The organism is Micromonospora sp. NPDC049114 (assembly GCF_040648635.1).
GTDB lineage: Bacteria > Actinomycetota > Actinomycetes > Mycobacteriales > Micromonosporaceae > Micromonospora.
On the sequence record NZ_JBEZEA010000010.1, the window covers coordinates 67,958 to 81,561 of the forward strand.

Here is a 13,604-nt window from a genome sequence, read left to right on the forward strand (position 1 = left end):
CCCGGTCGTGCACGGGTCAGGAGCGCTGCTCGATCTGACCCCGGATGGTGACGAACTCGGCCTTCGTCTCCTCGGCCGACTTGAAGTACATGACCACCAGGCCCACGCTGCCCCGGTCGGCCCAGACGCAGACGCCGAGCGGCACACCCTCGGTCTTGCCGTCGCCGCAGCGCGCGTCACCGCCCAGCGGGCCCGCCTCGACCACCGCCATGTTGGTCACCGACAGCTCGCTGGAGAGCCCGGTGACGGCCTCGTCCAGTTCCTTCTTCGGGTCGGCCATCACGCCGGACACCGCCGTGACCATGATCAGGTCCTGCTTGGCCGGGTCACCGTAGAACGCGCCGATCGTGCTGGTCTCGTTCTGCACCTCGGCCTTCATTGAGGTGACCATCTGGTCGGCGACCGACTGCAACTGCGGGTCGGTGTTCTTCGCCCGGCCGGCGAGGGTGGCCGGCGCGACCACCCGGGTCTTGGTGGCGTCGACGACGTCGCCCACCTCGTCCTTGACCGCGAACCAGGTGATCGCCGCGCCGCCGAGGCAGAGCACGAGCACCACGGCCAGCACGATCAGGATGATCTTGCCGACGTTCGACTTCTTCGCCGGCGGCGGGCCGCCGAACTGGTTCGGGTCGCCGTACGGCTGGCCCGGCTGAGCCGGCCCGAAGCCCTGCTGCGGCGGCGGCCAACCGCCGGGCTGCTGCGGCTGGCCCGGCTGCTGCGGCACGGCCGGCTGGCCCGGCTGCTGCGGCGGGTGAGGGGAATCGTGCGGCGGGCCGAAGGGGTTGGCCGGCGGCTGGGACATCAGTCAGCTCCAGGATGGGTGTGCAAAGCGCGTGATCGTAACCCGGCGACCGCCCCGGCGTTGCCTCAGCCCAGGCCCGGCACACGCCGTGGCCGGCCACCAACGAGCGCGGTGGCCGGCCCGGTCCACGAGGGACGGTCCGGCCACCGCGACGGTGGTGCGGGGGACGTGTCAGGCGGGCAGGCTCGCCGCTCCGAGCGGCAGGAACCGCCGGCCGGTCACCCGCTCGCTGGTGCCGGTCCGGTCCAGGTACGGCGTGACGCCGCCCAGGTGGAACGGCCAACCGGCGCCCAGGATCATGCACAGGTCGATGTCCTGCGCCTCGGCGACCACGCCCTCGTCCAGCATCAGCCGGATCTCCTGCGCGAGCGCGTCGAGCGCGTTCTGGCGTACCTGCTCGGCGGTCAGCGGCTGGTCACCGACCACGAGCAGCTTGGCCACCTCGTCGTTCACCTGGTCGTCGACCACGATCGGCTGGCCCGAGTCGGCGATCCGCTTGAGGTTCTCGCTGACCCCGAACCGGTCCGGGAACGCGGCGTGCAGGGTGCCGCCCACGTGGTACGCCACTGCCGGCCCGACCAGCTGAAGCAGGGCGAGCGGGCGCATCGGCAGGCCCAGCGGGTCCAGTGCGCTGTTCGCCACGTCCAGCGGCGTGCCGGCGTCCACGGCGGCGAAGACGGTGCCCAGGAAGCGGGTGAGCAGCCGGTTCACCACGAACGCCGGGGCGTCGGAGACCAGCACGCTCGACTTCTTGAGCTGCTTGCCGACCGCGAACGCGGTGGCGAGGGTGGCGTCGTCGGTCCGCTCGCCCCGGACGATCTCCAGCAGCGGCAGCACGGCCACCGGGTTGAAGAAGTGGAAGCCGACCACCCGCTCCGGGTGCTCCAGCTCGGCGGCCATCTCGGTGATGGACAGCGAGCTGGTGTTGGTGGCGAGCACCGCCTCCGGGGAGACGATCTTCTCCAGCTCGGCCCAGACCTGCTTCTTGACGCCCAGGTCCTCGAAGACCGCCTCGATGACGAAGTCGGCGTCCGCGAAGGCGCCCTTGTCGACAGTGCCGCTGACCAGGCCGTACAGCTTGGCGGCCGTGCCCTTGTCCATCCGGCCCTTGGTGACGGCCTTCTCGATCTGGGTGTGGACGTAGCCGACGCCCTTGTCCACCCGGGCCTGGTCCAGGTCGCTCATGACGACCGGCACCTGGAGGCGGCGGGCGAACAGCAGCGCCAGCTGGCTGGCCATCAGGCCGGCGCCGACGATGCCGACCTTGGTGACCGGGCGGGCCAGGCCCTTGTCCGGTGCTCCGGCCGGCCGCTTGGCCCGCCGCTGCACCAGGTCGAACGCGTACAGGCCGCTGCGCAGCTCCTCGGAGAAGACCAGGTCAGCGAGGGCCTCGTCCTCGGCGGCGGTGCCGGCGGCGAAGTCGCCGTCCTTCGCCGTCTCCAGCAGGTCCAGGGCCTTGTACGCGGCCGGGACCGCGCCGTGCAGCCGCTGGTTCAGCGTCTCCCGGGCGAAGTAGAGCACGCCCGCCCACATGTCCTTGTCGACCTCGGGCCGGGTCACGGTGACCTGACCCCGCACCACACCGGCGGCCCATTCCAGGGACCGCTCCAGGAAGTCGGCCGGCTCCAGCAGCACGTCCGCGATGCCCATCTCGGCAGCCTGCTTCGGCTTGAGCATCTTGTTCTGCATGAGCGGGTTCTGGATGATCACCTGGGTGGCGGCGGGGATGCCGATCAGGTTTGGCAACAGTTGCGTGCCGCCCCAGCCGGGCACCAGACCGAGGGAGACCTCGGGCAGGGCGAGCGCCGCCGCACCGCCGGACAGCGTCCGGTAGTGGCAGTGCAGCGCCAACTCCAGGCCGCCGCCCATTGCCGCGCCGTTGACGAACGCGAACGTGGGGACGCTGCTGTCCTTGAGCCGGGCGAAGACCCGGTGGCCGAGCCGGCCGATCTCCAGCGCCTGCGCGCGGTCGGCGAGCTGCGGCAGGCCGACGATGTCCGCGCCCACACAGAAGATGTACGGCTTGCCGGTGACCGCGATGAACGCCGGGTCGGCGGCGAGCGCGGCCGTGATGGCCTCGTCCAGGCTGGTCAGACCGGCCGGGCCGAAGGTGTTCGGCTTGGTGTGGTCGAAGCCGTTATCCAGGGTGATCAGGGCGGCGGGACGGTCCAGCCCCGGCACGGTCACCGAGCGCAGCAGCGCCCGGGTGACGACCTCGTTCGGCGCCTTCACTTGTCGCCCTCCGTCCAGTGCGGGTTCTCCCAGATGACCGTGCCGCCCATGCCGATGCCGATGCACATCGCGGTGACGCCGTAGCGGACCTCGGGGTGCTCGGCGAACTGGCGGGCCAGCTGCGTCATCAGCCGTACGCCGGACGAGGCGAGGGGGTGGCCGATGGCGATGGCGCCACCCCACGGGTTGACCCGCGGGTCGTCGTCGGCGATGCCGAAGTGGTCGAGGAACGCGAGCACCTGCACGGCGAACGCCTCGTTCAGCTCGAACAGGCCGATGTCGTCGATCGTCAGGCCGGCGAGGCGCAGGGCCTTCTCCGTCGACGGGATCGGGCCGACGCCCATCACCTCCGGCTCCACGCCGACGAAGCCGAACGACACCAGCCGCATGGCGATCGGCAGGCCCAGCTCGCGGGCGGTGGCCTCGTCGGCGAGCAGGCTCGCGGTGGCGCCGTCGTTCAGGCCCGCCGCGTTGCCCGCGGTGACCTTCCCGTGCGGGCGGAACGGGGTCTTCAGGGTGGCCAGCTTCTCCAGCGACGTGTCGCGGGGAGCCTCGTCCACGCCGGCCAGACCCCAGCCGCCCTCGGCGTCGCGGATGGCCACCGGCACCAGGTCGTCCTGGAGCTTGCCGTTGGCGTACGCCTTCGCCGTCTTCTGTTGCGAGGCGAGCGCGAACGCGTCGGTGCGCTCCTTGGTGATGTGCGGGACGAGGTCGTGCAGGTTCTCCGCCGTGGCGCCCATGACCAGCGCCGACGGGTCCACCAGCTTCTCCGCGATGATGCGCGGGTTGGGGTCGACGCCCTCACCCATCGGGTGGCGGCCCATGTGCTCGACGCCACCGGCGATGGCGACGTCGTACGCGCCCATGGCGATGCCGCTCGCGACCGTGGTCACGGCGGTCATCGCGCCGGCGCACATCCGGTCGATCGCGAAGCCGGGAACGGTCTTGGGCAGACCGGCCAGCAGCGCGGCGGTGCGGCCGATGGTGAGGCCCTGGTCACCGATCTGGGTGGTGGCCGCGATGGCGACCTCCTCGACCCGCTCCGGCGGCAGCTGCGGGTTGCGGCGCAGCAGTTCACGGATGCAGCGGATCACCAGGTCGTCGGCGCGGGTGTTGGCGTACATGCCACCCGCCTTGCCGAACGGGGTACGGACGCCGTCGACGAAGACGACATCCCGAACTTCACGGGGCACTTGAGCCTCCTAGCCGAACGGGCACGTTACCCCGGATGCTACTCGCCAGTAACCAACCTGCCGCCCGCCCCCCGCTGTGGCACACCCCACACCGGGAGGCGGGGACAGGTCAGGGGATGGGGTTGGGGGACAGGGCCCGGGTCAGCTCGGCGGTCAGCAGGGCGATCTGCCACTCGCGGGCGTTGAAGCCGCGCAGGGTCTCCGCCACCGCGTCCTCGGTGACCTCCTCCGGCGGGCTCCACGCCAGACGACGTACCGAATCCGGGGTGATCAGATTTTCCGGGGGCAGGTTGTGCTCGCCCGCGATGCGGACCACCACCTCCCGGCAGCGGGCCAGCCGACCCGCCGCCACCGGGTCCCGCTCGGCCCACCGGTGCGGCGGTGGTGGGCCCTCCACCGCCGGGGTGACCGGAAGCGCGTCGTCCGGCAGCTCCCGGGCGACGTCCAGCGCGGCCAGCCAGGTGCGGGCCAGCCGACGGACCGACCGGCCGCCGAAGCCGGGCAGCGTCAGCAGCGTCTTCTCGTCCTTCGGATCCAGCTCGGCGGCGGCGACGATGGCCGAGTCGGGCAGCACCCGGCCGGGCGCGGCGTCCCGCCGGGCCGCGATCTGGTCCCGGGCGTACCACAACGAGCGGACCCGGGCCTGAGCCCGCGCCCCGCGCACCCGGTGGATGCCCGACGTGCGCCGCCAGGGTTCCGCGCGGACCCGGGGCGGTTTGGCGCCGCTGCGGACCAGGGCGGCGAACTCCTCGGCGGCCCAGGCCGACTTGCCCTGCCGGGTCAGCTCGGCGTCGAGCGCGTCCCGGAGGTCGGTGAGCATCTCCACGTCGAGCGCGGCGTAGGTCAGCCACGACTCGGGCAGCGGCCGACTCGACCAGTCAGCCGCCGAGTGATGCTTCTCCAGGGTGAATCCGAGTAGCTGCTCGGTCAGCGCGGCCAGGCCGACCCGCTCGAACCCGGCCAGCCGAGCGGCCAGTTCCGTGTCGAACAACCGGCGTGGACGCAGCCCCACCTCGGCCAGGCACGGCAGATCCTGACTGGCCGCGTGGAGCACCCACTCGGCCTCGCCGATCACCGCGTCCAGCGCGCTGAGGTCGGGCAGCGGCAGCGGGTCGATCAGCACGGTGCCGGCGCCCTCGCGGCGCAGCTGCACCAGGTACGCGCGTTGGCTGTAGCGGTAGCCCGAAGCGCGCTCGGCGTCCAGGGCAACCGGGCCGGTGCCCGCCGCGAACCGGGCCACGACCTCGGCGAGCTCGGCCTGTGTGGTCACGGGATCAGGGGTGCCGTCGCGGGGGGCGGTCAGCGGAACGGGCCCACCGTCGGTCGGGTCGGGCCCCTCGCCCGCCGGCTGCGGCTGGGCCGACGGCGGCTGCTGGGGTGCGTGTCCCGGGAGTTCTTCGGTGGGCCGACGGCGCAGGGGTGGTTCGTCGGTCACCTGCCAACCCTAGTGCGCGCCGTGATCCGGCGTGTGCAGCCGGTCCGGCGTGTGTCGGTCAGGTGTCCGCAAGGTGTCCTTTCGGATGCCGGACATCGGGGGAGACAAAGCCCTTTCGCGCAGGTACGGTCCATCGAGCCGCCGGCCCCCGTTCGGGTGATCCTGGGCCGTGGCCGCAAGCGCACGACCACGGGGAAGGGCAAGACGATCATGACGGCTGGCTTCGGTGCGGGGGACGCACGGCCAACGGGCGCCGAGCCTGACGACGTGAGCGGGCGGGCGGCCGAACGGCCGGGCCCCCTGCCGCCGCGCATCGAACCGCACCCGGAGGTCGGCGCCACCTGGCGCGGTGCCCCGGGCCCCGGTGGCGAGCCCACCGCCGCCGTCCCGGCGCCCCGTGCCGGCTGGGCGGCCCCGCCGAACGCCGGCCAGTGGGGCGCGGCGCCCCAGGGGCCCGTGCCGGCCGGCCCACACACCACGGCCGCCGCACCGGGCACCGGAACTGCACACGGCACCGCCGCTGCGCAGGGCACGCCGGCTGCACAGGGCACGCCGACTGCGCACGGCACGACCGCTGGACCGGGCGTCGCCGCTGGACACGGCAGTGCCGCGCCGTACGCGGCCGGGCCGGCGCCGCACGCGGCCGGTCCCGCGCCGTACGGCGCCGGTCCGTACACCCCGGGCGCTCCCACGGCCTACGGCGCGGGCGGCTATCCGCCCGCCGGTGACCTGGCCAGCGCGCCGCCGTTCCCGACCGCGACTCACCCCGGCCAGCCCGCCTGGCCGGGCGTCACTCCGCCCGCGCGACCCACCCGGCGCCGTTGGCCGATGGCGCTCGCCACGCTGCTCGTCGTCGTGCTGGCCGCCGTGGCCGGCCTGCAGGCGTACCAGCTCAACCGCCTCGGCGACCGGCTCGCCGCCACCGACCGCCGGCTGGCCCAGGCCCAGGACGGCGACGGCACCCGCCTCGACGGCCTGGAACAGCGCACCGACGCGCTGGAGAAGCAGGCCGGGGCCGCGTTCAACCCCGAGGCGGTGGCCAGCGCCGTGCTGCCCAGCGTCTTTCGGGTGCGGGCCGGCCAGTTCACCGGCACCGCGTTCGCGGTGGGCAAGCCGGCCGCCGGTGGCGGCACCAACCTGTTCACCAACTTCCACGTCGTCGAGTCGATCTGGGAGAGCGGCGGCCGACAGGTCTTCCTGGAGCGCACGGACCAGCGCTTCCCGGCCACCATCGTCAAGGTCGACAAGGCCAACGACGTGGCGCACCTGCGAGCGACCGGCAAGTTCACCGGCCTGGTCACCGCGCCCAGCGCCGTGAAGTCCGGCCAGCAGATCATCGTCGTCGGTGCTCCGCTCGGCCTGGAGGACAGCGTCACGACCGGTGTGGTGAGCGCGTTGCGCGCCGCGCAGGGCAGCTCCGGGCCGGCCATCCAGTTCGACGCTCCGATCAACCCCGGCAACTCCGGCGGTCCGGTGATCAACGGCAGCAAGCAGGTGGTCGGCATCGCCACCGCCAAGGCTCGTGACGCCGAGGGCATCGGGCTCGCCATCCCGATCAAGGTCGCCTGCGACGGGTTCAAGATCTGCTGACCGGCGGCTCCGGCCGCTCGCGCCACCCACGGCCTTCCCGGCCGCTCGCGCCACCGACGGCCTCTCCGGCCGCTCGCGTCACCGACGGCCTCCCCGGCCGTCTCCGACCCATCCGGGTCCTCGGTCCCGGACGATCCCGCCGCTGCACCTGGTCCGTCGCGCCTACCGGCGGAGGACCTGCTCACCTGGAGGAAGAACATGTCCCAGCCACCGACCGGGCCGGAGGGTTTCCCGCCCGCCACCCCCACGCCGCCGGCCGGCTCGCCCGACCCCGACGCCACGGTGCAGCACGCGGCCGGCAACGACCCGACCGTGCAGCACGCGGCCGGCACCGACCCGACCGTGCGGTACCCGGCCGGGCAGCCCGCGCCGCAGCAGTACGCGCCCGGCCAGCCCACGCCGCAGCAGTACGCGCCGGGTCAGGCCGCGCCGCAGTACGGCACCCCGCAGACGCCGGGCTACCCGGCCAGCGCCCCGCCGTACGCCGGCCAGCCGATGTCCGCGCCGCCGGTTTCCGGGCCGGCGTACGGGCAGCCGATGTCCGCGCCGCCGGTCTCCGGCCCGGCGTACGGGCAGCCGATGTCCGCGCCGCCGATGTCCGCGCCGCCGGTCTCCGGCCCGGCGTATGGGCAGCCCATGTCCGGTCCGCCCGGGATGGCGCCGTACGGCGCTCCCGCCGCCCCGCGGCGGGGTCGCGCGGTGCTGGTGCTGGCTCTGGTGGCCGCGCTGCTCTTCGTGGTCAGCGGGGTGATGACCGGGCTGTTCGTGACCAAGAACAACGAGCTGAACCGGACCGAGAAGCGCCTCACCGGCCAGGTCAGCCAGCGCGACGGGACCATCGCGGCCAACACCACCGAGATCGCGAAGCTCAAGACGGATCTGCAGGCCCTGCAGGACAAGCTCGACAACACCGAGCAGGACCTGACCGGCACCCGCAACGACCGTGACGAGCAGGCGCGGCAGAAGAAGGTCATCGCGAGCTGCCTGGACAAGCTGACCACCGCCCTGGGTGCGGCGGCGGCCGGCAACAAGGGCGCGTACGACGCGGCGATGAAGGGCCTCGACAAGGTGTGCGACGAGGCGGAGAACTACCTCTGATCCGCTGTGCCGGCCGCCGCCGTGGTTTCAGGCGGTGGCGGCCGGACGGCGGTCGGCCAGGGCGGTGACCCCGGGTGGGGGCAGGCCGGCCGTCGAGGCGAGCAGCGCGCACCAGCCGAGCAGGTGGGGAGCGAGGTCGTCGTCGACGGGCGTCCAGGAGGCGCGGATCTCGATGTCGCCCGCCGTCGGCGGCCCGGCCAGGTCGCCGAACCGGGTCGACATGGTCTGGGTGACAGTCCCGCCGATCGCCCGGTGACAGGCGTCCTGGGTGTCGAGGGCGTCGGTCAGCCACGTCCAGCCGACCCCGGGGAGCAGCGGGTCGGCGGCGAGGTCGACCTCCAACTCCGCCGTCACGTAGGTGACCAGTCGCAGCGTGCCCTGCCAGGCCTCGTGCCCGGCCGGGTCGTGCAGAAGGATCAGCCGGCCGGTGGCCACCTCGTCGCCGTCGCGCAGCACCGTCGCGGCGAGCGCGAACGTGAACGGCGCGAGCCGCTGGGGGGCGCCGACCTCCTCGAGGGTGATCTCCGGTCGGGGTGCCGGCGACCGGAGCCCGGCGACCGCGCGGGCGAAGGTCTCCGGGAGCGCGATCGGGGGGGCCATGTCGGCAGCCTATGCCGCCGTCGGCCCACCCGCTTCGACGGCACGCCGACGCGTACCCCGACCGACCGCTGGCGCGACGGACGTTAGGTGCGTCCCCTTCCGTTCACCCGCGGCGGGCTGGGGTCGGGCGGCGTGGCACGATTGCGGCGATGACCACGGACACCACGGGCACTGCCGCCCGAGACGGACAGCCGCGCCCCGGCGGCCCGGCCGACTCGCCCTTCATCCGGGCCTGTCGGCGACGGCCCGGGCCGCACACCCCGGTCTGGTTCATGCGCCAGGCCGGCCGCTCACTGCCGGAGTACCGGGAGATCAGGGCCAGCGTGCCGATGCTGGAGTCCTGCCGTCGCCCGGAGCTGGTCGCCGAGATCACCCTCCAGCCGGTGCGCCGGCACGGGGTCGACGCGGCCATCCTGTTCAGCGACATCGTGGTGCCGGTCGCCGCGGCCGGGATCGACCTGGACATCGTGCCGGGCACCGGCCCGGTGGTGGCCGAGCCGATCCGTACCGCCGCCGACATCGAGCGGATCCGCCCGATCGGTCGCGACGACGTCCCGTACGTGGACGAGGCCGTCCGCCAGCTGGTGGTCGAGCTGGGCGACACTCCGCTGATCGGCTTCGCCGGCGCACCGTTCACCCTGGCCAGCTACCTGGTCGAGGGCGGCCCGTCGCGGACCCACGCGAAGACCAAGGCCCTGATGTACGGCGAGCCCGAGCTGTGGCACGCGCTCTGCGGCCGGTTGTCCGAGGTGACATTGGCCTTCCTGCGGGTGCAGATCGAGGCCGGCGTCTCCGCCGTGCAGCTGTTCGACTCGTGGGCGGGCGCGCTCTCCGAGGCCGACTACCGCCGCTACGTGCTGCCGCACTCGACAGCGGTGCTGAGCGGGCTCGTCGCCGCGGGCGTGCCGCGGATCCACTTCGGGGTGGGCACCGCCGAGCTGCTCGGCGCGATGGGCGAGGCCGGCGCGGACGTGGTCGGCGTCGACTGGCGTACCCCGCTGGACGTGGCCACGCACCGGATCGGCCCGGACAAGGCGGTGCAGGGCAACCTGGACCCAGCCGTGCTGCTCGCGCCGTGGCCGGTGGTGGAGGCCGAGGTGCGCCGGATCCTGGCGCAGGGGCGGGCGGCCCCCGGGCACGTGTTCAACCTCGGCCACGGTGTGCTGCCGGAGACCGACCCGGACGTGCTGACCCGGGTGGTCGCGCTGGTGCACGAGGTCTCCAGCCGCCGGGCCGACCAGGGCTGACACGGCGATGCGGCAGCCCTGGCGGGTGGCGGTGGTCGGCGGCGGGATCGCCGGGCTGGCCGCCGCGGTCCGGCTGCGCGACCGCGCGCCGGAAGGCACCGAGATCACGGTGTACGAGCAGTCCGGCGCGGTGGGCGGCAAGCTGCGCACCGGGACGTTGGCCGGAGCGCCTGTGGAGTTCGGCGCCGAGTCGTTCCTGATGCGCGACCCGACAGGCGCCGAGAGCGCGGCGGTGACCCTGATCCGCCGGCTCGGCCTGGCGGACCGGATCGTGCACCCGAGCGTCGGGCAGGCCGCGCTTGTCGTCGACGGAGGGCTGCGCCCCATCCCGGGCGGGACGCTGGTGGGCGTACCCGGGGATCTGGAGCGGGCGGCCACTGTCGCGCGCCCGGCCGCGGACGCCGACACCGACGGCGGCCGGCCGCTGCTCGGGCCGGCCGCGGACGTCTCGGTGGGCGCGCTGGTCCGGTCCCGCTTCGGGGACGAGGTGGTCGAGCGGTTGGTCGACCCGATGCTGGGTGGCGTGTACGCGGGCCGCGCGGACGACCTGTCGCTGGTCACCACGATGCCGGCGCTGGCGCGTGCCGCCCGGGTGGAGCACACCCTCGTCGGCGCGGTCCGGGCGGCGCAGGCCGCCGCGCCGCGCGCGCCGGGGGCCCCGGTCTTCGGCACCCTGGCCGGTGGGCTGAGCACGCTTGTCGAGGCCGCGGTGACGGCCAGCGGCGCGACGGTACGACGGGACGCCGCGGTGCGCGACCTCACGCCCACCGGCACGGGTTGGCGGCTCACGGTCGGCCCGACCCGCGCTCCCGAGCTCGTCGACGTGGACGCCGTGGTGCTGGCGGTGCCGGCCCGGCCGGCGGCCCGGCTGCTCGCCGGCCCGGCCCCGGTGGCCGCCTCGGCGGTGGGCGAGCTGGACTACGCGAGCGTCGCGCTGGTCACCCTGGCGTTGCCGCAGCCGCTGCTGCCCGAGCTGTCCGGCTTCCTGGTGCCGAGCACCGAGGGGTTGCTGATCAAGGCGGCCACGTTCTTCACCACGAAGTGGGGGCACCTGCGGCGGCCGGACGGGCTGGCGCTGGTGCGCGCCTCGGTGGGCCGCTACGGCGAGGAGGCGCAGCTCCAGCGCCCGGACGCCGACCTGGCCGCCACCGTGCACCGGGAGCTGTCGGCGGTGCTCGGCGCCCCGCTGCCCGCCCCGGTCGACGGGCACGTGCAGCGGTGGGGCGGCGCGCTGCCCCAGTACGCGCCGGGGCACGCCGACCGGGTGACGGCAGCGCGGACGGCGCTGCGGGCCGCGCATCCCACACTGGCCCTGGCCGGCGCCGGTTACGACGGTGTCGGCATACCGGTCTGCGTACGCTCCGGCGAGACGGCGGCCGACGAGATCATCACAGCACTGGGAGGATCGGCGAGATGACCGAGCAGACCAACGCGGCCCGGTTGCGGGAGCTGAACGACAGCATCCGTTACACGATGTGGTCGGTGTTCCGGGCGAGCGCCCCGCTGCCGTCTCTGCGGGACAACGTCACAGGTGAGGTCGAGTCCCTCTTCGAGGAGCTGGCCGGCAAGGACGTGGTGATCCGGGGCGTGTACGACGTGTCCGGGTTGCGCGCCGACGCGGACGTGATGATCTGGTGGCACTCCGCGTCGAGCGACGCTCTGCAGGACGCGTACCTGCGGTTCCGCCGCACCACGCTGGGCCGGGCGCTGACCCCGGTCTGGTCGCAGATGGCGCTGCACCGGCCGGCGGAGTTCAACAAGAGCCACATCCCGGCGTTCCTCGCCGGCGAGGAGGCCCGCCCCTACCTGTGCGTCTACCCGTTCGTGCGCTCCTACGAGTGGTACCTGCTGCCCGACGCCGAGCGGCGCGAGATGCTGGCCGAGCACGGCAAGATGGCGCGTGGCTACCCGGACGTCCGCGCCAACACGGTCGCGTCGTTCGCGCTGGGTGACTACGAGTGGATGCTCGCCTTCGAGGCCGACGAGCTGCACCGGATCGTCGACCTGATGCGGGACCTGCGCGCCTCGGGGGCCCGCCGGCACGTCCGCGAGGAGGTCCCGTTCTACACGGGCCGCCGCCGGTCGGTCGCCGAGATCGTCAACTGCCTGGTCTGAGCCCCGCCGGCCGGCGCCGCACCCCCGCCCGGGTGCGGCGCCGGACGGGGATCAGCTGGTCTTCGTACAGGAGACCAGGGGAACGGGGTTGCTGCCGGTCCACGAGCCGAGGAAGCCGAACGTGGTGCTCGCTCCGCCGGCCAGGGCGCCGTTGTAGTTCACGTTGCGCGCGGTCACCAGCGTGCCGTTGGTGGTGAGGTTGGCGTTCCACGCGGACGCGACCTGTTGACCGTTGTTGAAGTTCCAGCTCACCGACCAGCTCTGGGTCGGCGAGTTGGCCCCCGCGGTCACCTTCACCTCGGCCTGGAAGCCGCCGGCCCACTGACCGGTGATCGAGTACGTCGCGTAGCAGGCGCCGGCCGGCACGGGAGTGCTCGGCGGCGGGGTGCTCGGCGGCGGCGTGCTCGGGGGCGGGGTGGTGGGCGGCGGAGTGGTGGGCGGCGGGGTCGTCGGCGGCGGCGTGGTGGGCGGCGGGGTGCTCGTGCCGCCGGAGAAGTCCACGTCACTGCACAGGTAGTACGACTGGTCCAGGTGACTGGCCTGCCAGACCGTGTAGACGATGTGCCGCCCGGTGCGGCCCGGCGCGCTGACCGGGATCTGGATGGACACGCCACCGGTGTCCTTGTCCCACTGCGACGCCGGGGTGTTGCCGATCTGGCCGGCCAGCTCCAGGTCGTCCCAGCCGAGCGCCTCGGTCGACGAGTTGAAGCCCTGCTTGGTCACGTACACCCGGATGTAGTCCGCGCCGTGGCTGGCCTGGTCGAAGAAGCGCAGCCGGAAGTTGTTCGACACCGGGGTGGCCTTCCACGCGCCGATGGTGTCCAGGGCGTTGTAGCGACCGTTCTGTGTGCGTCCGCCGCTGCACAGCTGGCCGTCGGGGACGGCGGCCTGGTGGTTGCCCGCCACACCCTCGCGGAACAGCCCGTTCCAGTTCCACATGGCCTGCGGGTCGGCCTGCCAGGCCTGCCAGCACATCGGGTCCTCGGTGGCCATCCGGGGATTCTGGAAGTCGCTGCCCCAGCGTTGCCAGCAGCTGTAGTTGCGCGAGGCCGGGTCGACGACCGAGCCGTGCGCGGAGGCGGGCTGGACCAGCGCGACGCTCAGCGCGGTGGTCAGCAGGAGCGTGACGGCCGCCGCGATGGCGAGTGGCCGGAGCACGCGTGGTGATCGGGCGAGAGTGGACATGGAGCCCCCGGGGGGATGAGGTCGGACGACGACACCCGGACGGCCGGGAGTTGCCCGCTCCCGTGCCTGCTGCGTTGCTCCCGCGCTGGCTCTACCCGGCACGATGC

At 73.7% G+C, this 13,604-nt stretch carries 11 protein-coding genes; 5 read left to right on the forward strand and 6 right to left on the reverse strand.

Annotated features, from left to right (window positions below):
* Positions 1-16: 16 nt before the first annotated feature.
* The 4 genes from AB0B39_RS24875 to AB0B39_RS24890 all read right to left on the reverse strand — a co-directional run bounded on the left by AB0B39_RS24875 (position 17) and on the right by AB0B39_RS24890 (position 5,662).
* Positions 17-802 (reverse strand): hypothetical protein, encoded by a 786-nt coding sequence (locus AB0B39_RS24875; protein ID WP_357498540.1) that lies wholly within the window; start codon positions 800-802, stop codon positions 17-19.
* Between the two features lie 171 nt (positions 803-973).
* Positions 974-3,034, reverse strand: coding sequence for a 3-hydroxyacyl-CoA dehydrogenase NAD-binding domain-containing protein (locus AB0B39_RS24880; protein ID WP_357575523.1), 2,061 nt, complete (start codon positions 3,032-3,034; stop codon positions 974-976).
* The gene (locus tag AB0B39_RS24885) at positions 3,031-4,227 is read right to left on the reverse strand and encodes a thiolase family protein (RefSeq protein ID WP_354858147.1); all 1,197 of its coding nucleotides are present in this window, start codon (positions 4,225-4,227) and stop codon (positions 3,031-3,033) included. Before AB0B39_RS24885 ends, AB0B39_RS24880 begins: the two co-directional genes overlap by 4 nt.
* A 109-nt stretch (positions 4,228-4,336) precedes the next feature.
* Positions 4,337-5,662 carry a ribonuclease D gene (locus AB0B39_RS24890; protein ID WP_357575524.1) on the reverse strand — a complete coding sequence of 442 codons (1,326 nt, stop codon included), beginning with the start codon at positions 5,660-5,662 and terminating at the stop codon, positions 4,337-4,339.
* 210 nt (positions 5,663-5,872) lie between these two features.
* On the opposite strand from AB0B39_RS24890, the gene AB0B39_RS24895 reads away from it, so the two are divergent.
* Both AB0B39_RS24895 and AB0B39_RS24900 read left to right on the forward strand, forming a co-directional pair.
* Complete coding sequence (locus tag AB0B39_RS24895; protein WP_357575525.1) at positions 5,873-7,252, forward strand: trypsin-like peptidase domain-containing protein; 1,380 nt, start codon at positions 5,873-5,875, stop codon at positions 7,250-7,252.
* A gap of 198 nt (positions 7,253-7,450) precedes the next feature.
* Positions 7,451-8,350 (forward strand): hypothetical protein, encoded by a 900-nt coding sequence (locus AB0B39_RS24900; protein WP_357575526.1) that lies wholly within the window; start codon positions 7,451-7,453, stop codon positions 8,348-8,350.
* Positions 8,351-8,377: 27 nt separating this feature from the next.
* Here the strand turns inward: AB0B39_RS24900 and AB0B39_RS24905 are convergent, their stop codons facing one another.
* The gene (locus tag AB0B39_RS24905) at positions 8,378-8,950 is read right to left on the reverse strand and encodes a DUF3000 domain-containing protein (RefSeq protein ID WP_234591593.1); all 573 of its coding nucleotides are present in this window, start codon (positions 8,948-8,950) and stop codon (positions 8,378-8,380) included.
* Positions 8,951-9,099: 149 nt separating this feature from the next.
* On the opposite strand from AB0B39_RS24905, the gene hemE reads away from it, so the two are divergent.
* Genes hemE through hemQ form a run of 3 tightly spaced genes read left to right on the forward strand, consistent with a single transcriptional unit; the run spans position 9,100 to position 12,312 of the window.
* The gene (hemE, locus tag AB0B39_RS24910) at positions 9,100-10,197 is read left to right on the forward strand and encodes a uroporphyrinogen decarboxylase (RefSeq protein WP_357498552.1); all 1,098 of its coding nucleotides are present in this window, start codon (positions 9,100-9,102) and stop codon (positions 10,195-10,197) included.
* Positions 10,198-10,204: 7 nt separating this feature from the next.
* Positions 10,205-11,614: a protoporphyrinogen oxidase gene (hemG, locus tag AB0B39_RS24915; protein WP_357575527.1), complete on the forward strand. Its 1,410-nt coding sequence runs from the start codon at positions 10,205-10,207 to the stop codon at positions 11,612-11,614.
* On the forward strand, positions 11,611-12,312 hold the full coding sequence (gene hemQ / locus AB0B39_RS24920) for a hydrogen peroxide-dependent heme synthase (protein ID WP_007456984.1): 702 nt from the start codon (positions 11,611-11,613) through the stop codon (positions 12,310-12,312). The genes hemG and hemQ overlap by 4 nt, the downstream gene beginning before the upstream one ends.
* Before the next feature lie 51 nt (positions 12,313-12,363).
* Here the strand turns inward: hemQ and AB0B39_RS24925 are convergent, their stop codons facing one another.
* Positions 12,364-13,497, reverse strand: coding sequence for a lytic polysaccharide monooxygenase (locus AB0B39_RS24925; RefSeq protein ID WP_357575528.1), 1,134 nt, complete (start codon positions 13,495-13,497; stop codon positions 12,364-12,366).
* Between the last annotated feature and the right edge of the window lie 107 nt (positions 13,498-13,604).

Bases quoted from the DNA above. Each gene is read 5' to 3' on its own strand.
- AB0B39_RS24875 (WP_357498540.1), bottom strand. From the start codon at position 802: ATGTCCCAGCCGCCGGCCAACCCCTTCGGCCCGCCGCACGATTCCCCT.
- AB0B39_RS24895 (WP_357575525.1), top strand. From the start codon at position 5,873: ATGACGGCTGGCTTCGGTGCGGGGGACGCACGGCCAACGGGCGCCGAG.
- AB0B39_RS24900 (WP_357575526.1), top strand. From the start codon at position 7,451: ATGTCCCAGCCACCGACCGGGCCGGAGGGTTTCCCGCCCGCCACCCCC.
- AB0B39_RS24905 (WP_234591593.1), bottom strand. From the start codon at position 8,950: ATGGCCCCCCCGATCGCGCTCCCGGAGACCTTCGCCCGCGCGGTCGCC.
- hemE (WP_357498552.1), top strand. From the start codon at position 9,100: ATGACCACGGACACCACGGGCACTGCCGCCCGAGACGGACAGCCGCGC.
- hemG (WP_357575527.1), top strand. From the start codon at position 10,205: ATGCGGCAGCCCTGGCGGGTGGCGGTGGTCGGCGGCGGGATCGCCGGG.
- hemQ (WP_007456984.1), top strand. From the start codon at position 11,611: ATGACCGAGCAGACCAACGCGGCCCGGTTGCGGGAGCTGAACGACAGC.
- AB0B39_RS24925 (WP_357575528.1), bottom strand. From the start codon at position 13,497: ATGTCCACTCTCGCCCGATCACCACGCGTGCTCCGGCCACTCGCCATC.